17 protein-coding genes and 1 pseudogene are annotated in these 19315 nt (G+C 74.2%); 12 read left to right on the forward strand and 6 right to left on the reverse strand.

The genetic code is table 11. From position 1 onward, the window contains the following. The first annotated feature begins 45 nt into the window (after positions 1–45). The 7 genes and pseudogenes from VQH23_RS25385 to VQH23_RS25415 all read left to right on the forward strand — a co-directional run bounded on the left by VQH23_RS25385 (position 46) and on the right by VQH23_RS25415 (position 6974). Positions 46–1320: a glutamate-5-semialdehyde dehydrogenase gene (locus VQH23_RS25385; protein WP_338663469.1), complete on the forward strand. Its 1275-nt coding sequence runs from the start codon at positions 46–48 to the stop codon at positions 1318–1320. A gap of 47 nt (positions 1321–1367) precedes the next feature. Then, on the forward strand, positions 1368–2240 hold the full coding sequence (locus VQH23_RS25390) for a hypothetical protein (RefSeq protein ID WP_338663470.1): 873 nt from the start codon (positions 1368–1370) through the stop codon (positions 2238–2240). Positions 2241–2277: 37 nt separating this feature from the next. Further along, entirely contained in the window at positions 2278–3051 is a 774-nt protein-coding gene (locus tag VQH23_RS25395) for a nicotinate-nucleotide adenylyltransferase (RefSeq protein WP_338663472.1), read from the forward strand. 947 nt (positions 3052–3998) lie between these two features. Further along, positions 3999–4418, forward strand: a pseudogene (gene rsfS, locus VQH23_RS25400) (ribosome silencing factor); the annotation flags it as partial. Between the two features lie 494 nt (positions 4419–4912). Beyond that, the gene (locus VQH23_RS25405) at positions 4913–5380 is read left to right on the forward strand and encodes a 23S rRNA (pseudouridine(1915)-N(3))-methyltransferase RlmH (RefSeq protein WP_338666161.1); all 468 of its coding nucleotides are present in this window, start codon (positions 4913–4915) and stop codon (positions 5378–5380) included. Between the two features lie 59 nt (positions 5381–5439). Then, positions 5440–6114, forward strand: a complete 675-nt coding sequence (locus VQH23_RS25410) for an NnrU family protein (protein ID WP_338663473.1) — start codon at positions 5440–5442, stop codon at positions 6112–6114. A gap of 101 nt (positions 6115–6215) precedes the next feature. Further along, positions 6216–6974, forward strand: coding sequence for a class I SAM-dependent methyltransferase (locus VQH23_RS25415; protein ID WP_338663474.1), 759 nt, complete (start codon positions 6216–6218; stop codon positions 6972–6974). On the opposite strand, the gene VQH23_RS25420 is transcribed toward VQH23_RS25415, so the two are convergent. Further along, positions 6956–8017, reverse strand: coding sequence for an acyltransferase (locus tag VQH23_RS25420; protein ID WP_338663475.1), 1062 nt, complete (start codon positions 8015–8017; stop codon positions 6956–6958). The two genes, VQH23_RS25415 and VQH23_RS25420, sit on opposite strands and share 19 nt — an antisense overlap. Before the next feature lie 158 nt (positions 8018–8175). Between VQH23_RS25420 and gpmI the strand changes: the two genes are divergently transcribed. From gpmI to VQH23_RS25445, 5 genes are all read left to right on the forward strand, one after another. Then, positions 8176–9723, forward strand: coding sequence for a 2,3-bisphosphoglycerate-independent phosphoglycerate mutase (gene gpmI, locus VQH23_RS25425; protein ID WP_338663476.1), 1548 nt, complete (start codon positions 8176–8178; stop codon positions 9721–9723). 7 nt (positions 9724–9730) lie between these two features. Further along, positions 9731–11053: a peptidoglycan DD-metalloendopeptidase family protein gene (locus tag VQH23_RS25430; protein ID WP_338663478.1), complete on the forward strand. Its 1323-nt coding sequence runs from the start codon at positions 9731–9733 to the stop codon at positions 11051–11053. Positions 11054–11165: 112 nt separating this feature from the next. Then, positions 11166–12650, forward strand: a complete 1485-nt coding sequence (locus VQH23_RS25435) for a S41 family peptidase (protein ID WP_338663479.1) — start codon at positions 11166–11168, stop codon at positions 12648–12650. A 25-nt stretch (positions 12651–12675) separates the two neighbouring features. Next, positions 12676–13845, forward strand: coding sequence for a divergent polysaccharide deacetylase family protein (locus VQH23_RS25440; RefSeq protein WP_338663480.1), 1170 nt, complete (start codon positions 12676–12678; stop codon positions 13843–13845). After that, positions 13842–14342 carry an RNA pyrophosphohydrolase gene (locus VQH23_RS25445; protein ID WP_338663481.1) on the forward strand — a complete coding sequence of 167 codons (501 nt, stop codon included), beginning with the start codon at positions 13842–13844 and terminating at the stop codon, positions 14340–14342. The genes VQH23_RS25440 and VQH23_RS25445 overlap by 4 nt, the downstream gene beginning before the upstream one ends. Here VQH23_RS25445 and VQH23_RS25450 read toward each other — a convergent pair. The 5 genes from VQH23_RS25450 to VQH23_RS25470 form a co-directional block, all read right to left on the reverse strand. After that, a complete protein-coding gene (locus VQH23_RS25450) occupies positions 14339–15493 on the reverse strand; it encodes an endo-1,4-beta-xylanase (RefSeq protein ID WP_338663483.1) in 1155 nt (384 codons plus the stop codon). The two genes, VQH23_RS25445 and VQH23_RS25450, sit on opposite strands and share 4 nt — an antisense overlap. Continuing rightward, positions 15490–16350 (reverse strand): ferritin-like domain-containing protein, encoded by an 861-nt coding sequence (locus tag VQH23_RS25455; RefSeq protein WP_338663484.1) that lies wholly within the window; start codon positions 16348–16350, stop codon positions 15490–15492. Before VQH23_RS25455 ends, VQH23_RS25450 begins: the two co-directional genes overlap by 4 nt. A gap of 215 nt (positions 16351–16565) precedes the next feature. Next, a complete protein-coding gene (gene atpC, locus VQH23_RS25460; protein WP_338663485.1) occupies positions 16566–16976 on the reverse strand; it encodes an ATP synthase F1 subunit epsilon in 411 nt (136 codons plus the stop codon). Positions 16977–16980: 4 nt separating this feature from the next. Further along, positions 16981–18411 carry a F0F1 ATP synthase subunit beta gene (gene atpD / locus VQH23_RS25465; protein WP_338663486.1) on the reverse strand — a complete coding sequence of 477 codons (1431 nt, stop codon included), beginning with the start codon at positions 18409–18411 and terminating at the stop codon, positions 16981–16983. A 13-nt stretch (positions 18412–18424) separates the two neighbouring features. Then, positions 18425–19312 (reverse strand): F0F1 ATP synthase subunit gamma, encoded by an 888-nt coding sequence (locus VQH23_RS25470; RefSeq protein WP_338663487.1) that lies wholly within the window; start codon positions 19310–19312, stop codon positions 18425–18427. Between the last annotated feature and the right edge of the window lie 3 nt (positions 19313–19315).

Genomic DNA, 19315 nt, shown 5'->3' on the forward strand with positions numbered 1-19315 from the left:
CGCGCGGCGCTTCCCCTCATCGCCGCGCGGGATTACCTCAGAGCCATGAACGCGATCGTCGATCCCGCCGCCATCGCCCGCGCCGCGCTGGAGGAGGCCGCCAAGGCCGCCCGCGCCGCCGCCACGATCCTGGCGCTCGCCCCGCGACCGACGAAGGACGCGGCCCTGCTGGCCGCCGCCGCAGCGCTGCGCGCGCGGCAGGACGAGATCCTGACCGCGAACGAGGCCGATTTGGCCGGCGCACCCGACCTCTCCTCCGCCTACAAGGACCGCTTGACCCTCAACCCCACGCGGGTGGAGGCGATAGCGCGCGGGCTGGAGGAGGTGGCGGCCCTGCCCGATCCCGTGGGCCGCGTGCTGGCGGAGTGGACCCGCCCCAACGGCCTGGTGATCCGCCGCGTCGCCCAGCCCATCGGCGTGGTGGGCATGATCTACGAGAGCCGCCCCAATGTGGGCGCCGATGCCGCCGCCATCTGCCTGAAGGCCGGCAGCCCCGTGATCCTGCGCGGCGGGAAGGAGAGCCTGAACAGCGCCGCAGCCATCCACGCCTGCATCGTGGAGGGCCTGCGCGCGGCCGGGCTGCCCGAGGCCTGCGTGCAGGTCGCGCCGAACACGGACCGCGCCTTCGTCGGCGCCATGCTGGCCGCCGCCGGGCTGATCGATCTTATCATCCCCCGCGGCGGCAAGGGCCTGGTGACGCGTGTGATGCAGGAGGCGCGCGTGCCCGTGCTCGCCCATGCGGAGGGGCTGAACCACACTTACATCCACGCGGCCGCCGATCCCGCCATGGCGCGTTCCGTGCTGGCGAACGCGAAGATGCGCCGCACCGGCGTCTGCGGCGCGACGGAGACCTTGCTCATCGACCGCGCCGTCGCCCCCGCGCTGCTGCCGGTGCTGGTGGACGATCTGCGCGCCCTGGGCTGCAGCTTCCGCGCGGACGAGGCGGCGCGCGCGATCGTGCCGGGGCTGGAGCCCGCGGGCGAGGCCGACTTCTCCACGGAATGGCTGGACGCGATCCTCAACGTCGCCGTGGTGGACGGGGTGGAGAGCGCGCTAGAGCACATCCGCCGCCACGGCAGCGAGCACACCGATGCGATCATCACCGAGGACGCGGAGGTGGCGCGCGCGTTCCTCGACGGCCTCTCCTCCGCGGTCGGGCTGTGGAACGCCTCCACCCAGTTCTGCGACGGCGGGGAGTTCGGCTTCGGCGCGGAGATCGGCATCGCGACCGGCCGGCTGCACGCGCGCGGGCCGGTCGGGTTGGAGCAGCTCTGCACCTGGCGCTACCATGTGATCGGGACCGGACAGGTTCGTCCCTGATCCGGCCTGCCACGGGAAGGACCCGGGCCCGGAGGAGGATCACACCCATGCGCCGCATCGCGCTGCTGGCCGCCACGGCCCTTATCGTCGGAGGAGGCGCCGCGCGGGCCTCCTGCCCGTCCGACGCCGACGTGCAGCGCATGGCGGGCGACATCCTCGCCAACCGCCCGGCCCAGGGCTACGGCCCGGGGCTGACGATGGAGGACGCGGCCTGCGCGCGGGCGAAGATCGTCGCGATCCTGGCGGAGCGGCTGGGGCCGCCGGTGGGCTACAAGGTCGGGCTGACCAACGCCGCCGCGCAGGGCCGCTTCGGGATCCCGCACCCCGTGCGCGGCACGATCTTCCAGGCAACGGTCCGCGCCCGCGGCACGGCGGGCAGCCCCGCCGAGGTCCCGGCCGCCTTCGGCGCCGTGCCGAACGTGGAGAGCGACCTGCTGGTGCGGGTGCGCGACGAGGGCATCAACGAGGCGGGGACGGACCACGTCGCCATCCTGCGCCACCTCGACCAGGTGATCCCCTTCATCGAGATGCCGGACCTCGTCTTCGCGCCGGGGCAGATGAGCGGGCCGGGGCTGGTGGCGATCAACGTCGGCGCCCGGCTGGGCGTGCTGGGCGACGCCATCCCGGTCCAGGCCACGGCGGAGTTCGCGGCCCGGCTTGGGTCCATGACGGTGGTGCTGGCCAATGATCAGAAGGAGCTGTCCCGCGTGCCGGCTACGGCGCTTCTGGGGCACCCGCTGAACGCGATCCCCTGGCTGGTCCAGGACCTGAAGAGCGAGGGCAGGCGGTTGCGCGCGGGGGACATCATCTCCCTCGGCGGCTTCTCACCCGCCCTGCCGACGGAGGCGGGCCGCACCGTCACCGCGACCTATGAGGGGCTGGCGGAGCGCCCGGTGACCGTCTCGGTGCGAACACCCTGACACCGGATCCTGCATCGCGGGGGGGCTTCTAGCCCCCATGCCGCCCCCTGTTCCGCCGGCTGGCCGCGAGAGGGCGCCCTCGCCCCGCCCTGCCCCTTCACACCGCGAGCCCGGCCGCTACGGCGACGGGCGGCGGGCGCGGATCGGGCTGCTCGGCGGCTCCTTCAACCCCGCCCATGCCGGCCACCGCCACGTGGCGGAGATGGCGCTGCACGTGCTGCGGCTGGACGAGGTCTGGCTGCTCGTCTCCCCGGGCAACCCGCTGAAGCCGCGCGCGGGCATGGCGCCCTTCGAGGAGCGGCTCGATTCGGCCCGCCGCGTCGCGGATGGCCGCCGCGTGATCGCCGTGGACATCGAGGCGCGGTTGGGGCTGCGGGAGACGGAGCGCACCCTCTCCCGCCTGCGCCGCCTGTTCCCGCGCGCCAGCTTCGTCTGGATCATGGGGGCCGACAACATGGTGCAGCTGCCGCGATGGCGGCGCTGGCGAAAGCTGGCGCGCGGCACGCCGATGGCCGTGCTGCCGCGCCCGGGCTACACACGGCGGGCCCTGCACGGCGCCGCGGCGGGGGCGCTGCGCCGTCACCGCAGCCCCTGCGGTGCGCTGATGGCGGAGACGTCGCGCCAATTCCATGGGCGCGCGCCGTCACGCCGTTCAGGCGGGCACGCGCCGTGGTGCCTCGTGCCCGCGCGGGAGCACCCGGCGAGCGCGACGGCGATACGGGCCTTGCGGGCCCGCGCAACCACAGCCACTTCCGGCCCTTCTGATGAGAACGCCCCGCCGCCCCTCGCGGCGCCGGACGGGACGAACTGAACCCGGCGCCGCGCGCGGCGCCACGAGGCAGCGACGGAAGAGAGGAGCGAGCCATGGCCCGCACCCCCAAGGAACCCACCGGCGGCACGCGCAGCCGGACCACCGGGACGAAGCCCCCTGCCGGCGCCCGCAAGGCACCGGCCGCGAGGGCGCCAGCGCGCGCGGCCAAGCCGGCGGCGGCCAAGACTGCGGCGCGGCCGGCGAAGCCTGCCCCCGCCCGGGCGGGGGCCTCCAAGCCCGAAGGCCGTGCCAAGGCCCCGGCCGCCCCCGCGCGGGCGAAGGCGCCCGCGGCCGCATCCCGCACCTCCAATGGCACCCGCGCCGGGGCTGCCGCGCCGGCGAGCCGCGCGAAGGCCCCGGCGAGCAGGGCTCCTGCCGCGAAGGCCTCCACGGCCCGGACTCCGGCGAAGACGCCGAAGCGCGCCGCTCCCAGCAGGGCGGCCCCGACCAAGGCAGCCCCGACCAAGGCGGCTTCCGCCCGCACGACCCCGGCCCGCGCTCCGGCGAAGCCCGCCCCCGCCTCCCGCGCCACGGCGAGGAAGGACGCGCCGGCCCGCGCCACCCCTGCCCGCACTACCCCGGCCCGCGCTGCCAAGGCCGCGCCGAAGCCCGCCGCGCCGTCGCGCGCCAGGTCTGCCCCGAAGGCGGCCGCGAGCCCGGCGCCCCGCGCCGCCGCCAGGCCCGCCCCCGCCGCGCGCGCGGGCACCACGCCCTCCCGCGCCTCCGCCCGCGCAGGGTCGGGCGCTGCGGCGCGCGACGAGGCGCCGGCCCGCCCCGCCGCGGCCCGCCGCGCCGAGAAGGCTCCGGCGGCGGAAACCCGTACCACCCGCAGGACGCCCGCGCGCGCCGCGGCCAGGACCGGGACGGAGGTCGCGGCGCAGCCTCCCGTGAAGGCTCCGTCCCGCGCCCGCGCGGCCAAGGCCGTGCCCGACGAGACCGCGGCCCGCATCGCGGAGCTGGAGGCGGAGCCCGCCCCCACCTCGCGCAAGCGCGCCACCGTCGCCGGCCCGAAGGGGCGCGGGCGCACGCCGCCCCGCCCCGCCCCCAGCCCCGACCGGCTGGAGGAGCTGGTGCGCGCCACCGTGACGAGCCTGGAGGACGACAAGGCCGAGAACGTGGTGGTGCTGGACGTCGCCTCCCGCTCCGCCTTCGCCGACCGCATGGTGGTCGCCACCGGCCTCGCGGAGCGGCAGATCGAGGCCATGGCGCGCCACGTGGAGGAGGCCCTGGCCGAGCACGGCATCCGCCGCATCCGCACGGAGGCCTCGCCGGACTGGGTGCTGCTCGATGCCGGGGACCTGGTGATCCACCTCTTCAAGCCCGAGGCGCGGCAGAACTACGCGCTGGAGCGCATGTGGGGCCCGGACAGCCCCGCGCCCGAGGAGACCACCATGCCGTCGCGCCCCTCCGGCGGGACGGCCGGGGATGAGGGTGCGGCCGAGGCCGACGACGAGGGGCTGGACGACGAGGATCTCGACGCCGACGAGGTCGTCCGGAGCGAGGACCTGGACGACGACGACGACGATGATGACGACGACGACACCGATGGGGACGATGACATGAACGGCGACGAGACCGCGGCCGATCCCGATCCCCGCAAGCCGATCGTGGACGGCGACGCCGACGACGCGCAGGCCGGAGACGCGCAGGACCGCGCCTATATCGGCGAGCTGGGCGATGGCCGCCCGGGCGGGAACGGCGACGGCGCCATCCTGCCCCGCGGCGAGGCGCTGGACGGCCCGGCCGGCTTCGCCTTCGACGTCACCGGCGAGGACATGCAGCCCACCTTCCCGGACGAGGAGTCGGGCGGGGCCGCCTCGCTGAGCGAGGGCGCGAACACCCGCAGGAAGGGTAAGCAGGACTGAAGCCGCCCCTTCTTCTCGCCGTCGGTCGCGCCCGCGGCGGGCCGGAGGCGGCGCTGTTCGAGCACTACAACGCCCGCCTCCGCCCGGCCCTGCACCTGCGGGAACTGGCGGAGGCGAAGGGCACCCCCGCCGAGATCCGGCGGCGGGAGGGCGCGCTTCTCCTCGCCGCCATCCCGGCGGAGGCGCTGGCCGTGGCGCTCGACCTCGGCGGCGAGATGCCGGACAGCGCGCGGCTGGCGGCCCTGACGGCGGGCTGGGCGGAATCCGGACGCCAGCTCGCCCTCGTCATCGGCGGGGCTGAAGGGCTGGACGAGGCGGTGCTGGCCCGCGCCGACCACCGCCTCTCCCTCGGCCCGCTCACCTGGCCGCACATGCTGGTGCGCGGGCTGCTGGCCGAGGCGTTGTTCCGGTCGCAGTGCATCCGCACGAACCACCCTTACCACCGCGCCTGGCGGCCGGGCTAATCCGCGGCCCCCCCGCGAAAAACGTTGTGGTCACGGGGATGTGAGGTAAGCTCGCCCTTATGATCGCACTCGTCGTCGCAGCGATGATCTGGATCGGGCTCCACGTCGGCATTGCCGGCACGCGGGCGCGGGCGGCCTGGGCGGCGCGGCTGGGCGAGGGCGGGTTCCGGGCCACCTTCTCCCTCGCCTCCGCCCTCGCGATCACCCTTCTGGTGCTGGCCTGGCGCAGCGCGCGCACGGCGCCGCTCTGGGCCGTGCCGCGCCCCCTCGGCTGGGTGCTGGTGGCGGCGATGCTCCCCGCCTTCATCCTCTTCGCCGGCAGCCTCATGGCGCGGAACCCGACCGCGGTGGGCCAGGGCGGGGCGCTGTCGGCGGAGCCGCGGGGCGTGCTGCGGATCACGCGGCACCCGATGCTCTGGTCCTTCGCCATCTGGGCGGCGGTCCACATCCTCGGCAATGGCGACCTCTCCTCCCTCGTCTTCTTCGGTGCCTTCCTGGCCACGGCCGCGCTCGGCATGCCCTCGCTGGACGCCAAGGTGGCGGCGCGGGACCCGCAGGGCTGGGCCGGCTTCGCGGCCCGCACCTCGGTCCTGCCCTTCGGCGCCGTGCTGGGCGCGCGGAACCATCTGGCCTGGCGGGAGGTGGCCTTGCCGGCCCTGGTGGGGCTGCTGGCCTGGGCGGCGATGCTGCACCTCCACCCCGCCATCTTCGGCGTCTCGCCCCTGCCGGACTGATCCCGGCGCCGTCCCTCCTGCACGGCTCCTCCAGACAGCCCTTGCACCTGGCGGCCGGGCGGGCGATTCCTGCCCGCCCATCCTCCAGGGAGTGGCCCCGCATGACCCGGACCACGCCGGACACCGACGCCGTGGCCCCCCACCCCGTCCTCGCCCACCGCTACGGCCGGGCGGAGGAGCGGGAGGGCTTCGTCCGCAGCCTCTTCGACGAGACGGCGCCGCATTACGACCGGATCGACCGCGTCTTCTCTCTCGGCACCGGGCCGGGCTACCGCCGCCGCGCGCTGCGGGAGGCGGGGCTGCGGCCGGGGATGCGGGTGCTGGACGTGGCCGTAGGCACCGGGCTCGTCGCGCGGCAGGCCGTGGCGATCACCGGCGACCCCGCCCTCGTCACCGGGCTGGACCCGAGCGAGGGGATGCTGGCGGAGGCGCGGAAGAGCCTGCCCGGCGTCACCCTCGTCCAGGGGCGGGCGGAGCGGATCCCTCTGCCGGACGGCAGCATGGACTTCCTCTCCATGGGCTACGCGCTGCGCCACGTGGCCGATCTCGGCGCGGCCTTCGCGGAGTACCGGCGCGTGCTGCGCCCGGGCGGCACGGTGCTGCTGCTGGAGATCGGGCGGCCGGAGAGCCGACTCGCCCGGATGGTGGAGCGCTTCTACATGGGCGCGGTGATCCCCGCCCTCTGCCGCATCGCCGCGCCCCGGCACCGCTCCGGCGAGCTGATGCGCTACTACTGGGAGACGATCGAGGCCTGCGTGCCGGCGGAGACCATCCTCGGCGCGCTGGGCGCGGCCGGGTTCCGCGACGCGGCCTGCGCGACGGAGTTGGAGGTCTTCCGGGCCTACACCGCCCGGGCCTGAACGGGGGCGGCCCGCACGGCCCGGCCCCGCATCGCCCGCCGCAGCGGCATCTCCACCAGCCAGTAGAGCACCAGCCCCGCCGCGATGCAGGCGCCGGCCGCGACGAGAAGGAAGAGCAGCGTGCCCCCCATCCCGCCCGGCATGGGCAGGCGCCGCCAGGCCTCCGCCAGCGCTGCCAGCACGGTGCCGTGGCAGAGATAGAGGGCGTAGGAGGCGTCGCCGAGCAGCAGGGGCCCCCGCCGTGAGGGCACCCGCCCCGCCGCCTCCAGCCCCAGGGCGCCGAGCACGACCAGCGCGGCGGGGGGGCCGAGGGCGAGCCCGCGGGAGAGGGGCTCCGACAGCGTCCAGCCCAGGGGAAGCAGGGCGAAGCCCAGCGCCAGCAGCGCGGCGGAGGCGCCCGGCCCCGGCATCCGCCCGGCGAGCAGCAGCCGCCCGAGCGCCATGCCCAGCCAGAACTCCAGCACCACGGTGGAGCCGTAGAAGGCGAGCCCGAGGCCAGGCCGGGGCAGGAGCTGCGCCAGGGCCACGGGCAGGGCCAGCGCCGCCCCCACCGCCCAGAACCGCGCCCGCGCGGGCAGCAGCAGGGCCAGGCCGAAGAGAAGGTAGAAGGCCATCTCGTAGTTCAGGGTCCAGCCGGGGATGAGGACCGGCAGGGGCAGCCCCATGGCAGGGTGCGGCCAGGGCAGGAACAGGAAGGAGGCCAGCGTGTGCGCCGGGTCGAAGCGCGCCGTGCGGAGAAGGCTGGGCGCGACGAGGGAGACGGCCACGAGCATCGCGGTGAGGACCCAGTAGAGCGGCACCACCCGCACGGCCCGGCGCCACAGGAAGGCGGCGGGCCTCACGGGCTGCAGGCTCGTCGTCACCCACATGATGAGCCCGCTGATGACGAAGAACACGTCCACCCCGCCCGCGAGCCAGTCCGTGCCCGCCAGGGGGAGCCCGAGCCGGTCCGTCTGCAGCCGGGCGTGGTAGAGCACCACCATCAGCGCGGCGAGCGCCCGCAGGTACTGGACGGAGACGAGCTGGGGCATGCGGGCGGGCATGGCCGGGTCATCGGGCCGGTCTCACCATGTTGCAAGGCTGGCTCTTTCCGGAGATCGCGCGGCGGAGGCGGCGGCGGCGGGGCAGCGAGGGGGCGGCGCCCTGTTCAAGCCCCTGCCCCGGCGCTATGGCAGGCCACCCCGCACGCCAGGAGCGCCCGATGGCCCGTCCGAAGCCCGTCATGCTCGTCATCCTCGATGGCTGGGGCTGGCGGGAGGAGCGGGCGGACAATGCCGTGCTCCTGGCGGATACACCGACCTTCGACGGCCTCTGGTCCTCCTGCCCGCGCGCCTTCCTGCGCACCTGCGGCCCCGATGTGGGCCTGCCGGAGGGGCAAATGGGCAATTCCGAGGTGGGGCACCTGAACATCGGCGCCGGGCGGGTGGTGATGCAGGACCTGCCGCGCATCGGCGCCGCCGTCGCGGACGGCTCCCTCGCCGCCCTACCGCCGCTCGTGGCCCTGGGGGCGAAGCTGAAGGCCACGGGCGGCACGCTGCACCTCCTCGGCCTGCTCTCCCCCGGCGGCGTGCACGCGCACCAGGACCACGCGCTGGCAATCGCGCGGATCGTGGCGGCGCAGGGCATCCCCGTGGCCGTCCATGCCTGGACCGATGGCCGGGACACCGCGCCCCAGGGGGCCGAGACCACCCTGCCCGCCTTCGAGATGGCCCTGCCGGACGGGGCGCGCATTGTCACCGTCACCGGGCGCTACTTCGCGATGGACCGCGACAACCGCTGGGAGCGTGTCTCCCAGGCCTGGCGGGCCATGGTGCTCGCCGAGGGGGCGAGCGCCCCGACGGCGCTGGAGGCGGTGCGGGCCGCCCATGCCGCGGGCAAGACGGACGAGTTCGTCCCGGCCACGGTCCTGCCGGGCTATGCGGGCATGAAGGACGGGGACGCGCTGGTCTGCTTCAACTTCCGCGCGGACCGGGTGCGCCAGATCCTTGCCGCGCTGCTGGACCCGGCCTTCGGCGGCTTCGACCGGCCGCGCGCGCCGGCGTTCTGCGCCGCCATCGGGATGACGGAGTATTCCGAGGCGTTGAATCCCTTCCTGGACACGCTCTTCCCGCCTCAATCCATGGCTGACCTGCTCGGCCCGACGGTGTCGATGGCGGGACTGAGACAGCTCCGCATGGCGGAGACGGAGAAGTACCCGCACGTCACCTACTTCCTGAACGGCGGGGAGGAGACGCCCTCGCCCGGCGAGGACCGGGTGATGGTCGCCTCGCCGAAGGTCGCGACCTACGACCTGCAGCCGGAGATGTCGGAGCCGGAGCTGGCGGAGAAGGCGGAGGCCGCGATCCGCTCCGGCGACTACGACATGATCATCCTCAACTTCGCCAACGCCGACATGGTCGGGCACACCGGCAGGCTGGAGGCCGCCATCAAGGCCTGCGAGGCGGCGGATGCCGGGCTGGGCCGGATCGCCGGGGCCATCCGGGATGCCGGCGGCGCGCTGCTGGTCACGGCGGACCACGGCAACGCGGAGATGATGCGGGATCCCGTCACGGGCGGCCCGCACACGGCGCACACGCTGAATCCCGTGCCCGTGCTGCTGATGGGGGGCCCTGCGGGCATCTCGCTGCATGACGGCCGGCTGGCGGATCTGGCGCCCACGATGCTGGCGCTGCTCGGCCTGCCCCAGCCGCAGGCCATGACCGGACGGAGCCTGATCAACACCCCGCCCCGGGCGACGACGACCGGGTGAGCATGACGTGAGCCCGGGTGGCGCCCGCGCCCCCTTCCCACAGGCGCGGCGGGGCGGAACCCTCCGCCTCGCCCTGCTGCTCGGGCTGATCCCCTCCCTCGTCCTGGCGCAGCCCAGCCGTCGCGCCCTGGAGGAGGTGGAGCGCGGCGCCCGCACGGCGCGCGACGAGGCCGCCGCCATCGCCCGCGACGCCCGCACGGCGGAGGCGGCGGAGCGCGCCCTCTCCGCCCGCCGCGCTGAGGCGGGGCGGCGGGCCGTTGCCGCCGAGGAGGCCGTGGCCGAGGCGGAGGGGCGGCTGGAGGCCGCCGCCGCCGCCCGCGAGGCCGCCGAGGCCGACCTGACGCGGCGCGCCGAGGCGCTGGCGCCCCTGATCCCCGCCATGCGCCGCCTCGGCCTCTGGCCGGCCGAGACGCTGCTGGTGATCCCCGCCCCGCCGGAGGAGGCGCTGCGCGGCGCGCTGGTGCTGCGCGGGGTCGCCGCCCGCCTGGCGCGGGAGGCGGCGGAGTACCGCGCGGCGAAGGAGGAGGCGGACCGGAAGACGGTCGTGCTGGAGGCGGAGCGGGCCCGGCTGGTGGCCGCCCGCGCCGCGGCCAGGGAGGCGGCGGAGGCGGTGGAGGCGGCGCTGGCCGAGGCCCGCGCCCGGCGGGAGGTTGCACGGGACGCCGAGGACACCGCCACCCGCCGCGCCGCCGACGCCGCGGCCGGCGCCCGGGACCTGCGCGGCGCGGTGGAGCGGCTGGAGCGCGAGGCCCGCGCGCGGGAGGCGCGGGAGCGCGCCGAGGCGGAGCGGCGCGAGCGCGCGGCCGAGGCCCGCGAGCGCGAGGCGGCCGGGCGCCGCCAGGAGGCCGAGACCCGCGCGCGGGAGAACGAGGCGCGCCAGGCCGCGCGGGAGGAGCAGGAGGCGCGGGAGAGCGCCGAGGCCGCGCGGGAGCGGCTCCGCGAGGCCGCGGCGCCGCCCCGCGTCAGCCGCGGGGCGCCCGTGGCGGGGTCCGTCCAGCGGGCCTTCGGCCAGGGCGGGGCCAATGGCCAGACCTGGTCCGCCCCCGCCGGGGCGCGGGTGGTCAGCCCCTGCGGCGGGCGGGTGGTCTTCTCCGGCCCGTTCCGGTCCTACGGGCGGATGTTGATTGTGGATTGCGGCGGCGGATACCATTTCGTCCTGGCCGGTCTCGACCGGCTGGACGCGGAGCCCGGGCAGCGCGTTCTGGCCGGGGAGGCCGTGGGAACACTTGGTAACGCCGGGGTATCTGGCGGGGGCCGCGCGACGCTATACCTTGAACTGCGCCGCAGCGGGCAACCCGTGGACCCCGCGGGCTGGACTTCCAGGGGCTGACGCGCAGGGGCTGCCGCGCGCCGGCACCCCGCGTGGCTTAACTGCTGGGCAGCACGCCCCGCGGCAATATGACAGCGCCGTGGCCCACCGCGGCGAGAGGGGTGTCTGACGGATGCGAGTTCCTGCTGAGCGTTCCTCGACCAACAGCAGCGCGGGCGGAAACGCGGGCGAGGGCAACGGGGCCGAGAACGGCGGGAGGTCCCGCTTCCGCGCCCGCACCGTCGCGGCCGTGGCCGCCGCCTTCACCGCCGGCGCCATCGCCGGCCCCGTGGTGACGGCCTGGGCCCAGGAGGGATCGCGCGCCGAGACCTACCGGCTGCTGAACCTGTTCGGCGACGTGTTCGAGCGGGTGCGGGCCGAGTACGTGGAGCCCGTGAACGACCGCGAGGTGATCGAGAACGCGATCAACGGGATGCTGCAGGGGCTGGACCCGCACTCCTCCTACATGAACCTTCGCAACTTCCGCGACATGCAGGTGCAGACCCGCGGCGAGTTCGGTGGGCTGGGCATCGAGGTCTCGCAGGAGGCCGGCTACGTGAAGGTGATCTCCCCCATCGACGACACGCCGGCCGCCCGCGCCGGGGTGAAGCCCGGCGACCTGATCACCCACATCAACGAGAAGACGACCCAGGGCCTCACCCTCCAGGAGGCGGTGGACCAGATGCGGGGCGAGCGGGGCACGAGCATCCGCCTGACCATCCGGCGCGAGGGCACGGCCACCCCGATCGAGGTGAGCCTGACCCGCGACGTGATCCGCCCGCAGGTGGTGCGCGCGCGGCTGGAGCAGGGGGACATCGCCTATATCCGCCTGACCTCCTTCAACGAGCAGACCGAGGTGGGCCTGCGCCGGGCACTGCAGAGCCTCCGCTCCCAGGCCGGGGGCAACCTGAAGGGCGTCGTGCTGGACCTCAGGAACAACCCGGGGGGGCTGCTGGACCAGGCAATCCAGGTCTCCGACGACTTCCTGGACCAGGGCGAGATCGTCTCCACCCGTGCCCGCCGGGCGGAGGACGCGCAGCGCTGGAACGCCAAGTCCGGCGATATCACCAACGGCCTGCCCGTGGTGGTGCTGGTGAATGCCGGCTCCGCCTCCGCCTCCGAGATCGTGGCGGGCGCGCTGCAGGACCACCGGCGCGCGATCGTCATGGGCGTGAAGAGCTTCGGCAAGGGTTCCGTGCAGACCGTTATGCCGCTGCCGGGGAACGGCGCCATCCGCCTGACCACCGCGCGCTACTACACCCCCTCCGGCCGATCCATCCAGGCGACCGGCATCCAGCCCGACATCGAGGTGCTGGCCCAGCGCGAGGACGCGCAGCAGACCCGCGAGCGCGACCGCGAGGCGGACCTGAATCGCGCCTTGCGGAACGACAACAACCCGACGCCGGGCACGGCCCAGGGCGCCAGCGCCCGCCCGCCCGCGCCGCTGCCGCCGCTGAACCTGCCGCCGGCGACCCTTTCCGCCGTGCAGCGCATGCCGCCGGAGGGCGCGCCCGCCTTCGACGCGACGAAGCCGGAGACGGACCACCAGCTCCAGCAGGCCATCGGGCTGCTGCACAGCATCGCGGCCAACCCGCCGCAGCGCCGCGCCAGCCGCTGAGGCCGGGAGGACGCCGAAGCCCGCGATGAAGGCCCTCGGCGTCTTCTGGCTGCTCCTTCTCGCCGCGCTCGGGGCCGGCGCTCTCGCCCTGCACCGGGCGGGGCCGCCCGAGGGCGGGATCCCCGCCTCCCTGCGCCGGGAGGGCGGCGATCCGTCCGCCCCGCCGGAGGTGGCCGGGGAGCCGGCTCCTGCCGCGCCGGCCCCCGCTTCGCCGGAGGTGCCCGCCGCCGTGGGCGAAGCCGCGCCACCTGCGGCGGTGCCAGAGCCTCGTCCGCCAGAGCCCAGCTCGCCGGAGCCCCGCCCACCGGAGGCGCCCCCAAGCGCGCCCGAGCCGCCGCCCCTGTCCGCCCCGGCCGGCCGGGCGGAGGCGTCCACCGATCGCCCCATCCCGCCGCCGGACCCGAATCTTCAGGAACCCTCCCCCCACGGCCCCCTGCCCCGCGCGGGGGTGGATGGGCGCACCTCCATCCGCGCCTATGGCCGCCCCTATGACCGCGCCGAGGCGCGCCCGCGCATCGCCCTGGTGGTCGGCAACCTCGGCCTCTCCGCCGCCCTCTCCGAGGAGGCGATCCGGCGCCTGCCGCCGGAGGCCGCCCTCGCCTTTTCCCCCTACGCGGCCCGCCCCGCCCCTCTGCTCGAGCGCGCCCGGGCGCGGGGCATGGAGGTGCTCAGCGCGCTGCCGCTGGAACCCGCCAACTACCCGGTGAACGATCCCGGCGACCGCGCACTGCTGACCACCCTGCCGGTGGCGGAGAACGCGGACCGGCTGGCCTGGTCCCTCTCCCGCATCGCCGGCCAGGTGGGGGCGGTCGGGGCGCTGGGGCCGATGCGGGGGGAGCGCTTTGCGGCGCTGCCGGAATCCCTGGGCGGGCTGCAGGACGTGCTGCGCGGGCGCGGCCTTCTCTACGTCGATCCACGCCCCGGTGCCCCCTCCCCCGCCCGCGCCTGGGGCCGGAGCGTGGACGTGGTGGTGGACGAGCCCGCCACGCGGGGCGAGATCGACCGCCGGCTGGCGGAGCTGGAGCGCATCGCGCGGGAGAGGGGCACGGCGCTCGGGCTTGCCGGCGACGTCTCCCCCGTGCTGGTGGACCGCGTGGCCGCCTGGGCCGCCGGGCTGGCGGAGCGGGGCGCGGTGATGGCCCCCCTCACCGCCCTGATCCGTCGCCCCGAGGATATCCCGCGGGAACCGAGATGACTCAACCTTCGACCCAACTCCCCTTGCGCCCCAATGTCGGCGCCTGCCTCTTCAACCGCGAAGGCTTGGTCTTCATCGGCCGCCGCGCGGACCAGCCGGCGGGAGAGGCCGCCTCGGGCGCCTGGCAGATGCCGCAGGGCGGGCTGGACGGGGGCGAGGAGCCCGAGGCCGCTGTGCTGCGCGAACTGTCCGAGGAGATCGGCACGCGCAATGCCCGGGTGATGGGTCGGATGGAGGAGTGGCTGGACTACGACCTGCCCGCCCACCTCGTCGGCAAGGCACTGGGCGGGCGGTTTCGCGGGCAGACGCAACTGTGGTTCGCCCTGCGCTTCCTCGGCGAGGACAGCGAGATCCGGCTGGATGCCGACCGGCACCAGGAATTCGACGCCTGGCGCTGGGTGCCCCTGGCGGAGCTGCCCGCCATCGCCGTGCCCTTCCGCCGGCCGATCTACGAGCGGCTGGCCCTGGACTTCGCGCGGTACGCCGTGCCCGGCTAGGCGGCCGTGTTGAAGCTGCGGGCCATGGCCCGCCACATCTCCTTGCGGTTGTACTCCCAGTCCAGCGGCAGGGCGCGGTGCAGCTTGCCGTCCCGGCGGGCCACATCCGCCTGGATCACCGTCCAGGAGAATCGGTCCACGAGGCCCCAGGTGAGGAAGGTCCGCACCCCCGCCTCCGCCGAGGCGGAGATGAAGGCGGCGACGCGGTCCGCCACCAGCCGGTCCCTGGCCACGTAGTCCTCCGGCACGCTGTCGCCTTCCCGCACGTCCAGCTCCGTGATCAGCACGGAGACGCCCTCGGCCCGAAGGGCGCGGAGGAAGCTGCCGAAGATCGCGGGGCTGAAGGGGTTCCGCATCTGCAGGTGCGCCTGGATGCCCACTGCGTCGAGCGGGACCCGCTTGCGGACGAGGTCGCGGACGAGGTTCAGCAGGCGGCGGCGCTTCTCCTCCGCCCAGGGCGTGTCCTCCTCCACCCCGTAATCATTCAGCACGAGGCGCAGCGTCGGGTCCTGCTCCCGCGACATGCGAAGGGCGGTCTCGATGTAGCCGGGGCCGAGGGCGCGGAAGAAGGGGGAATTGCGGAGCTCGCCATCCGCCTGAGGCGTGTCGCTCCCGGGCGGATCGGCGACGATCTCGTTCACCACGTCCCAGTCGCGGATCCGCGCGCGGGTGGTGTTCAGCACGCGGGAGATGTGGGCGGCCATCACGCCGCGGGCGCGCTGCGGGCCTTCCGCGATCGCGGCCAGGGCCCAGTCCGGGAAGGCCTCGTGCCAGACCAGTGCGTGGCCGCGGACGGGGCGGCCCCGGGCCTGGCCCCAGTTGACGATCGCGTCCAGCCCGGAGAAGTCGAACTCCCCCTCCTTCGGCTGCAGGCTGGACCACTTCGCCTCGAACTCCGGTACCAGCACGCCCGCCTCGCGCTCGTAGGCGGCGGCGTAGAGCGGGTCGGTCGCCAGCATGTTCGCCTGGACCGCGGCGCCGAAGGTGAAGCCGCGGCCCCGCGCGACCTGCCACAGGCCGGGGGGCGGGTTGAGCTCCGGGCTGGCCTGCTGGGCGTGGGCGGTGGCGGCCATGCCCGCCAGCGCCATGCTGAGCGCCGTGCGACGGGTCGCCTCCCCCGCCGGGAGGGACGGGGGAAGCGCGGGGCTCATGCGGCGGCGCGGCCGGGCGCGGCGTTCTCGTTGGCGGCGCGCAGCAGGGCTTGGCGATACTTCTCACGCCGCCATTGCAGCAGCCGCCAGGCGCCCTTGGCCGCGAGGTCCGACATGCGACCGCGGGGCTCCAGCCCGATCGACTTGAACACCATCCCCATGCTCCTCTCGATGTGCCGGAAGCGGTAGAAGGACATTGCGCGGCCCATGTAGCCGGTGATGCAACGGTCGTGGCTGTAGGGGGTGTCCGCGGTCTCGTTGCCGCAGTGGTAGGCGAAGGCGAGCTCGTCGTCCTCGGACTCGCCGATGCGCCCGGCGGCCACGCGCAGCCGCTTGGGGAAGGAGAGCTTCTCCCGCGCCAGGTACCGCTTCATGTGATCGTAGAAGAGCTTAAAGTGCCGGTACTCGTCGGCCGCGATCAACCGGCAGACCTGGCGCAGCACCGGCTCCTCCGTGCTGTCGCCGAGCGCGGTGTAGTAGGAGGAGGTGCCCGTCTCCACCATGCAGCGCGCGATCAGCTCGCCCGTGCGGGAGCCGCGGATGGAGGCATCCGCCTTGATGTCGATCTTGTAGCCGGCGCGGTAGCGGGCGAAGGCGTCGTCGAAGGACCAACCGGGATCGGCCATCTCGCCCCAGCGACCGAGCGCGTCGCCGTGCTGAACCTCCTCCACCGCCCAGTTGTCGGCGGCCCTGGAGAAGTCGGGATCGCCGACGAAGACGTTGTTCAGGTACACGGCGTAGTCCACCCCGTTTTTCTCCACCAGGGCGGCGGCCTTCACCAGTGGCACGATCTCCGGATCGACCTTGGAGGGATCGAAACTGTCCCAGGCGATCTGATCGAGCGTCCAGTGCTTCATTTAATCCGTCTTCCCGCGGGGCGGCCGGAGGATGGGCCGCGCCTGTTCCGCATTTGCAGGTCCCGGGGTGATTCTTTCAAGTCCCACCGGGTTTCAACGTCGGGTTGTGACCGCCCCGCCACCCGGATCGTTCCGCCCGGAACGCGGCGAGCCCGAACGACGAAGCGCCCGGCACCGAGCGGCGCCGGGCGCTTCAATTCTTCGGCGAGCCCGCCTCAGGCGGCCCCGGCGGCGTCCTGCATGGCGCGCACGGCCAGGAGGCGGTCGGCGGCGCGCTCCCGCACCTCCGGCGCGTCGTTCGCGGCGGCGGCCAGCGCGGCCTCCGCCTCCGCCACGCGCTGCGCGGCGGCAGCGCGGGAGAGGCTGGCGAGCGGCGTCGCCTCGTCGGCCAGCACCGTCATCCGGGTGGGGGTGATTTCCGCGAAGCCGCCCATGATGAACAGGCTCTCGGTCTCACGCCCGCCCTCCGTCACCCGGATCACGCCGCCCCGGAGGGCGACGATCATCGGGGAATGGCCGGGCAGCACGCCCATCTCGCCCTCATGCGCCGGGATCACCGCCATCTCGACGGGGCGCGAGAGGAGCAGGCGCTCCGGGCTCACCAGCTCGAGGTCGAAGGTGGCCATGGGACTAGGCGTTCGCCTTGAGGGTCTCGGCCTTCTTCACGGCCTCCTCGATGGTGCCGACCATGTAGAAGGCGGCCTCGGGGAGGTGGTCGTACTCGCCGGCCACGATGCCCGCGAAGGAGCGGATCGTGTCCTCGAGCTTGCAGAAGACGCCCGGCGTGCCGGTGAAGACCTCGGCCACGTGGAAGGGCTGGGAGAGGAAGCGCTGGATCTTGCGCGCGCGCGCCACGACCAGCTTGTCCTCCTCGGACAGCTCATCCATGCCCAGGATGGCGATGATGTCCTGCAGGGACTTGTAGGTCTGCAGGACGCGCTGCACCTCGCGGGCCACGCGGTAGTGCTCCTCGCCCACCACGCGCGGGTCGAGCGCGCGGGAGGTGGAGTCAAGCGGGTCCACGGCCGGGAAGATGCCGAGCTCGGCGATGGAGCGGTTCAGCACCGTCGTCGCGTCAAGGTGCGCGAAGGAGGTGGCAGGCGCCGGGTCCGTCAGGTCGTCGGCGGGCACGTAGATGGCCTGCACCGAGGTGATGGAGCCCTTCTTCGTGGAGGTGATGCGCTCCTGCAGCGCGCCCATGTCGGTGGCCAGCGTCGGCTGATAGCCCACCGCGGAGGGGATGCGGCCGAGAAGCGCGGACACCTCGGCGCCCGCCTGGGTGAAGCGGAAGATGTTGTCGATGAAGAAGAGCACGTCCTGGCCCTGCTCATCGCGGAAGTACTCCGCCATGGACAGGCCGGAGAGGGCGACGCGGGCGCGGGCGCCCGGCGGCTCGTTCATCTGGCCATAGACCAGCGCCACCTTGGAACCCTCGGTGCCGCCATTCTCGCCGAGCTTGATGACGCCGGCGTCGATCATCTCGTGGTAGAGGTCGTTGCCCTCGCGGGTGCGCTCGCCCACGCCGGCGAAGACGGACACGCCGCCATGGCCCTTGGCGATGTTGTTGATCAGCTCCTGGATCGTCACCGTCTTGCCGACGCCGGCGCCGCCGAAGAGGCCGATCTTGCCGCCCTTCAGGTAGGGGGCGAGGAGGTCCACCACCTTGATGCCCGTCACCAGGATCTCGGCCGCGGTCGCCTGCTCGTCGAAGGCGGGGGCGTCGCGGTGGATGGTGTAGGTCTTGTCGTGGGGAACGGCGCCGCGCTCGTCGATCGGCTCGCCGATGACGTTCACGATGCGGCCCAGCGTGCCCTCACCCACCGGCACGGCGATGCCCTTGCCCGTGTCCACCACCTCGGTGCCGCGGACCAGGCCGTCGGTCGTGTCCATGGCGATGCAGCGCACGGTGCGCTCGCCCAACTCCTGGGCCACTTCCAGCACCAGGGTGCGGTCGCCCACGGTGGTGGTCAGCGCGTTCATGATGAAGGGCAGCTCGGAGGGGAACTGGACGTCCACCACGGCGCCAAGGATCTGGGTAACCTTGCCAACGTTGTTCTTCATGGGGCGGGTTCCTTCAGACGGCTTCAGCACCGGAGATGATCTCGATCAGCTCCTTGGTGATGTTGGCCTGTCGCGTGCGGTTGTAGTTCAGCGTCAGCCTGTTGATCATGTCGCCGGCGTTGCGGGTGGCGTTGTCCATGGCCGTCATCTGGCTTCCGTAGAAGCCGGCCTGGCTCTCCAGCAGCGCGCGATAGATCTGGATGGCGAGGTTCTTGGGCAGCAGGGCGGCGAGAAGCTCCTCCTCGCCCGGCTCGTACTCATAGAGCGCACCGGCCTCGGAGGAGGCGTTCGCGGTGTCGTTCGCCGGCAGGGCTGCGGGAATGAGCTGCTGCTCGCTCGCCACCTGGGCGATCACGCTCTGGAAGCGGTTGTAGACCAGCGTGCAGACGTCGAACTCGCCCGCCTCCAGCATCGCGGTGATGCGGGTGGCGATCTCGTCGGCCTGCTCGAAGCCGATGCGCTTGATGTTGACGTAGCTGATCTCGCCGATGATGCGGCTGGCGAGCTCGCGCTTCAGGAAGGCCGCGCCCTTGCGGCCCACCGTCAGCACCTTCACCGTCTTGCCCTCGGCCTCCAGCGCGCGGATGCGGGCGCGCGCGAAGCGGCCGACATTCGTGTTGAAGGGGCCGGAGAGGCCGCGCTCGGCCGTGACCACCACCAGCAGGTGCGTCTGGTCGCGCCCGGTGCCCACCAGCATGCGCGGCGCGTCGGGGCTGTCCGCCACCGCCGTGCCGAGGGAGGCGAGCATGCGCTCCATCCGCTGGGCATAGGGCCGCGCCGCCTCGGCCTGGGCCTGGGCGCGGCGCAGCTTGGCCGCGGCGACCATCTTCATCGCCGAGGTGATCTTGCGCGTGGACTTCACGCTGTTGATGCGACCGCGCAGGTCCTTCAGGCTGGCCATGAG

It is taken from the genome of Pararoseomonas sp. SCSIO 73927 (assembly GCF_037040815.1).
Classification (GTDB): Bacteria; Pseudomonadota; Alphaproteobacteria; order Acetobacterales; family Acetobacteraceae; genus Roseomonas.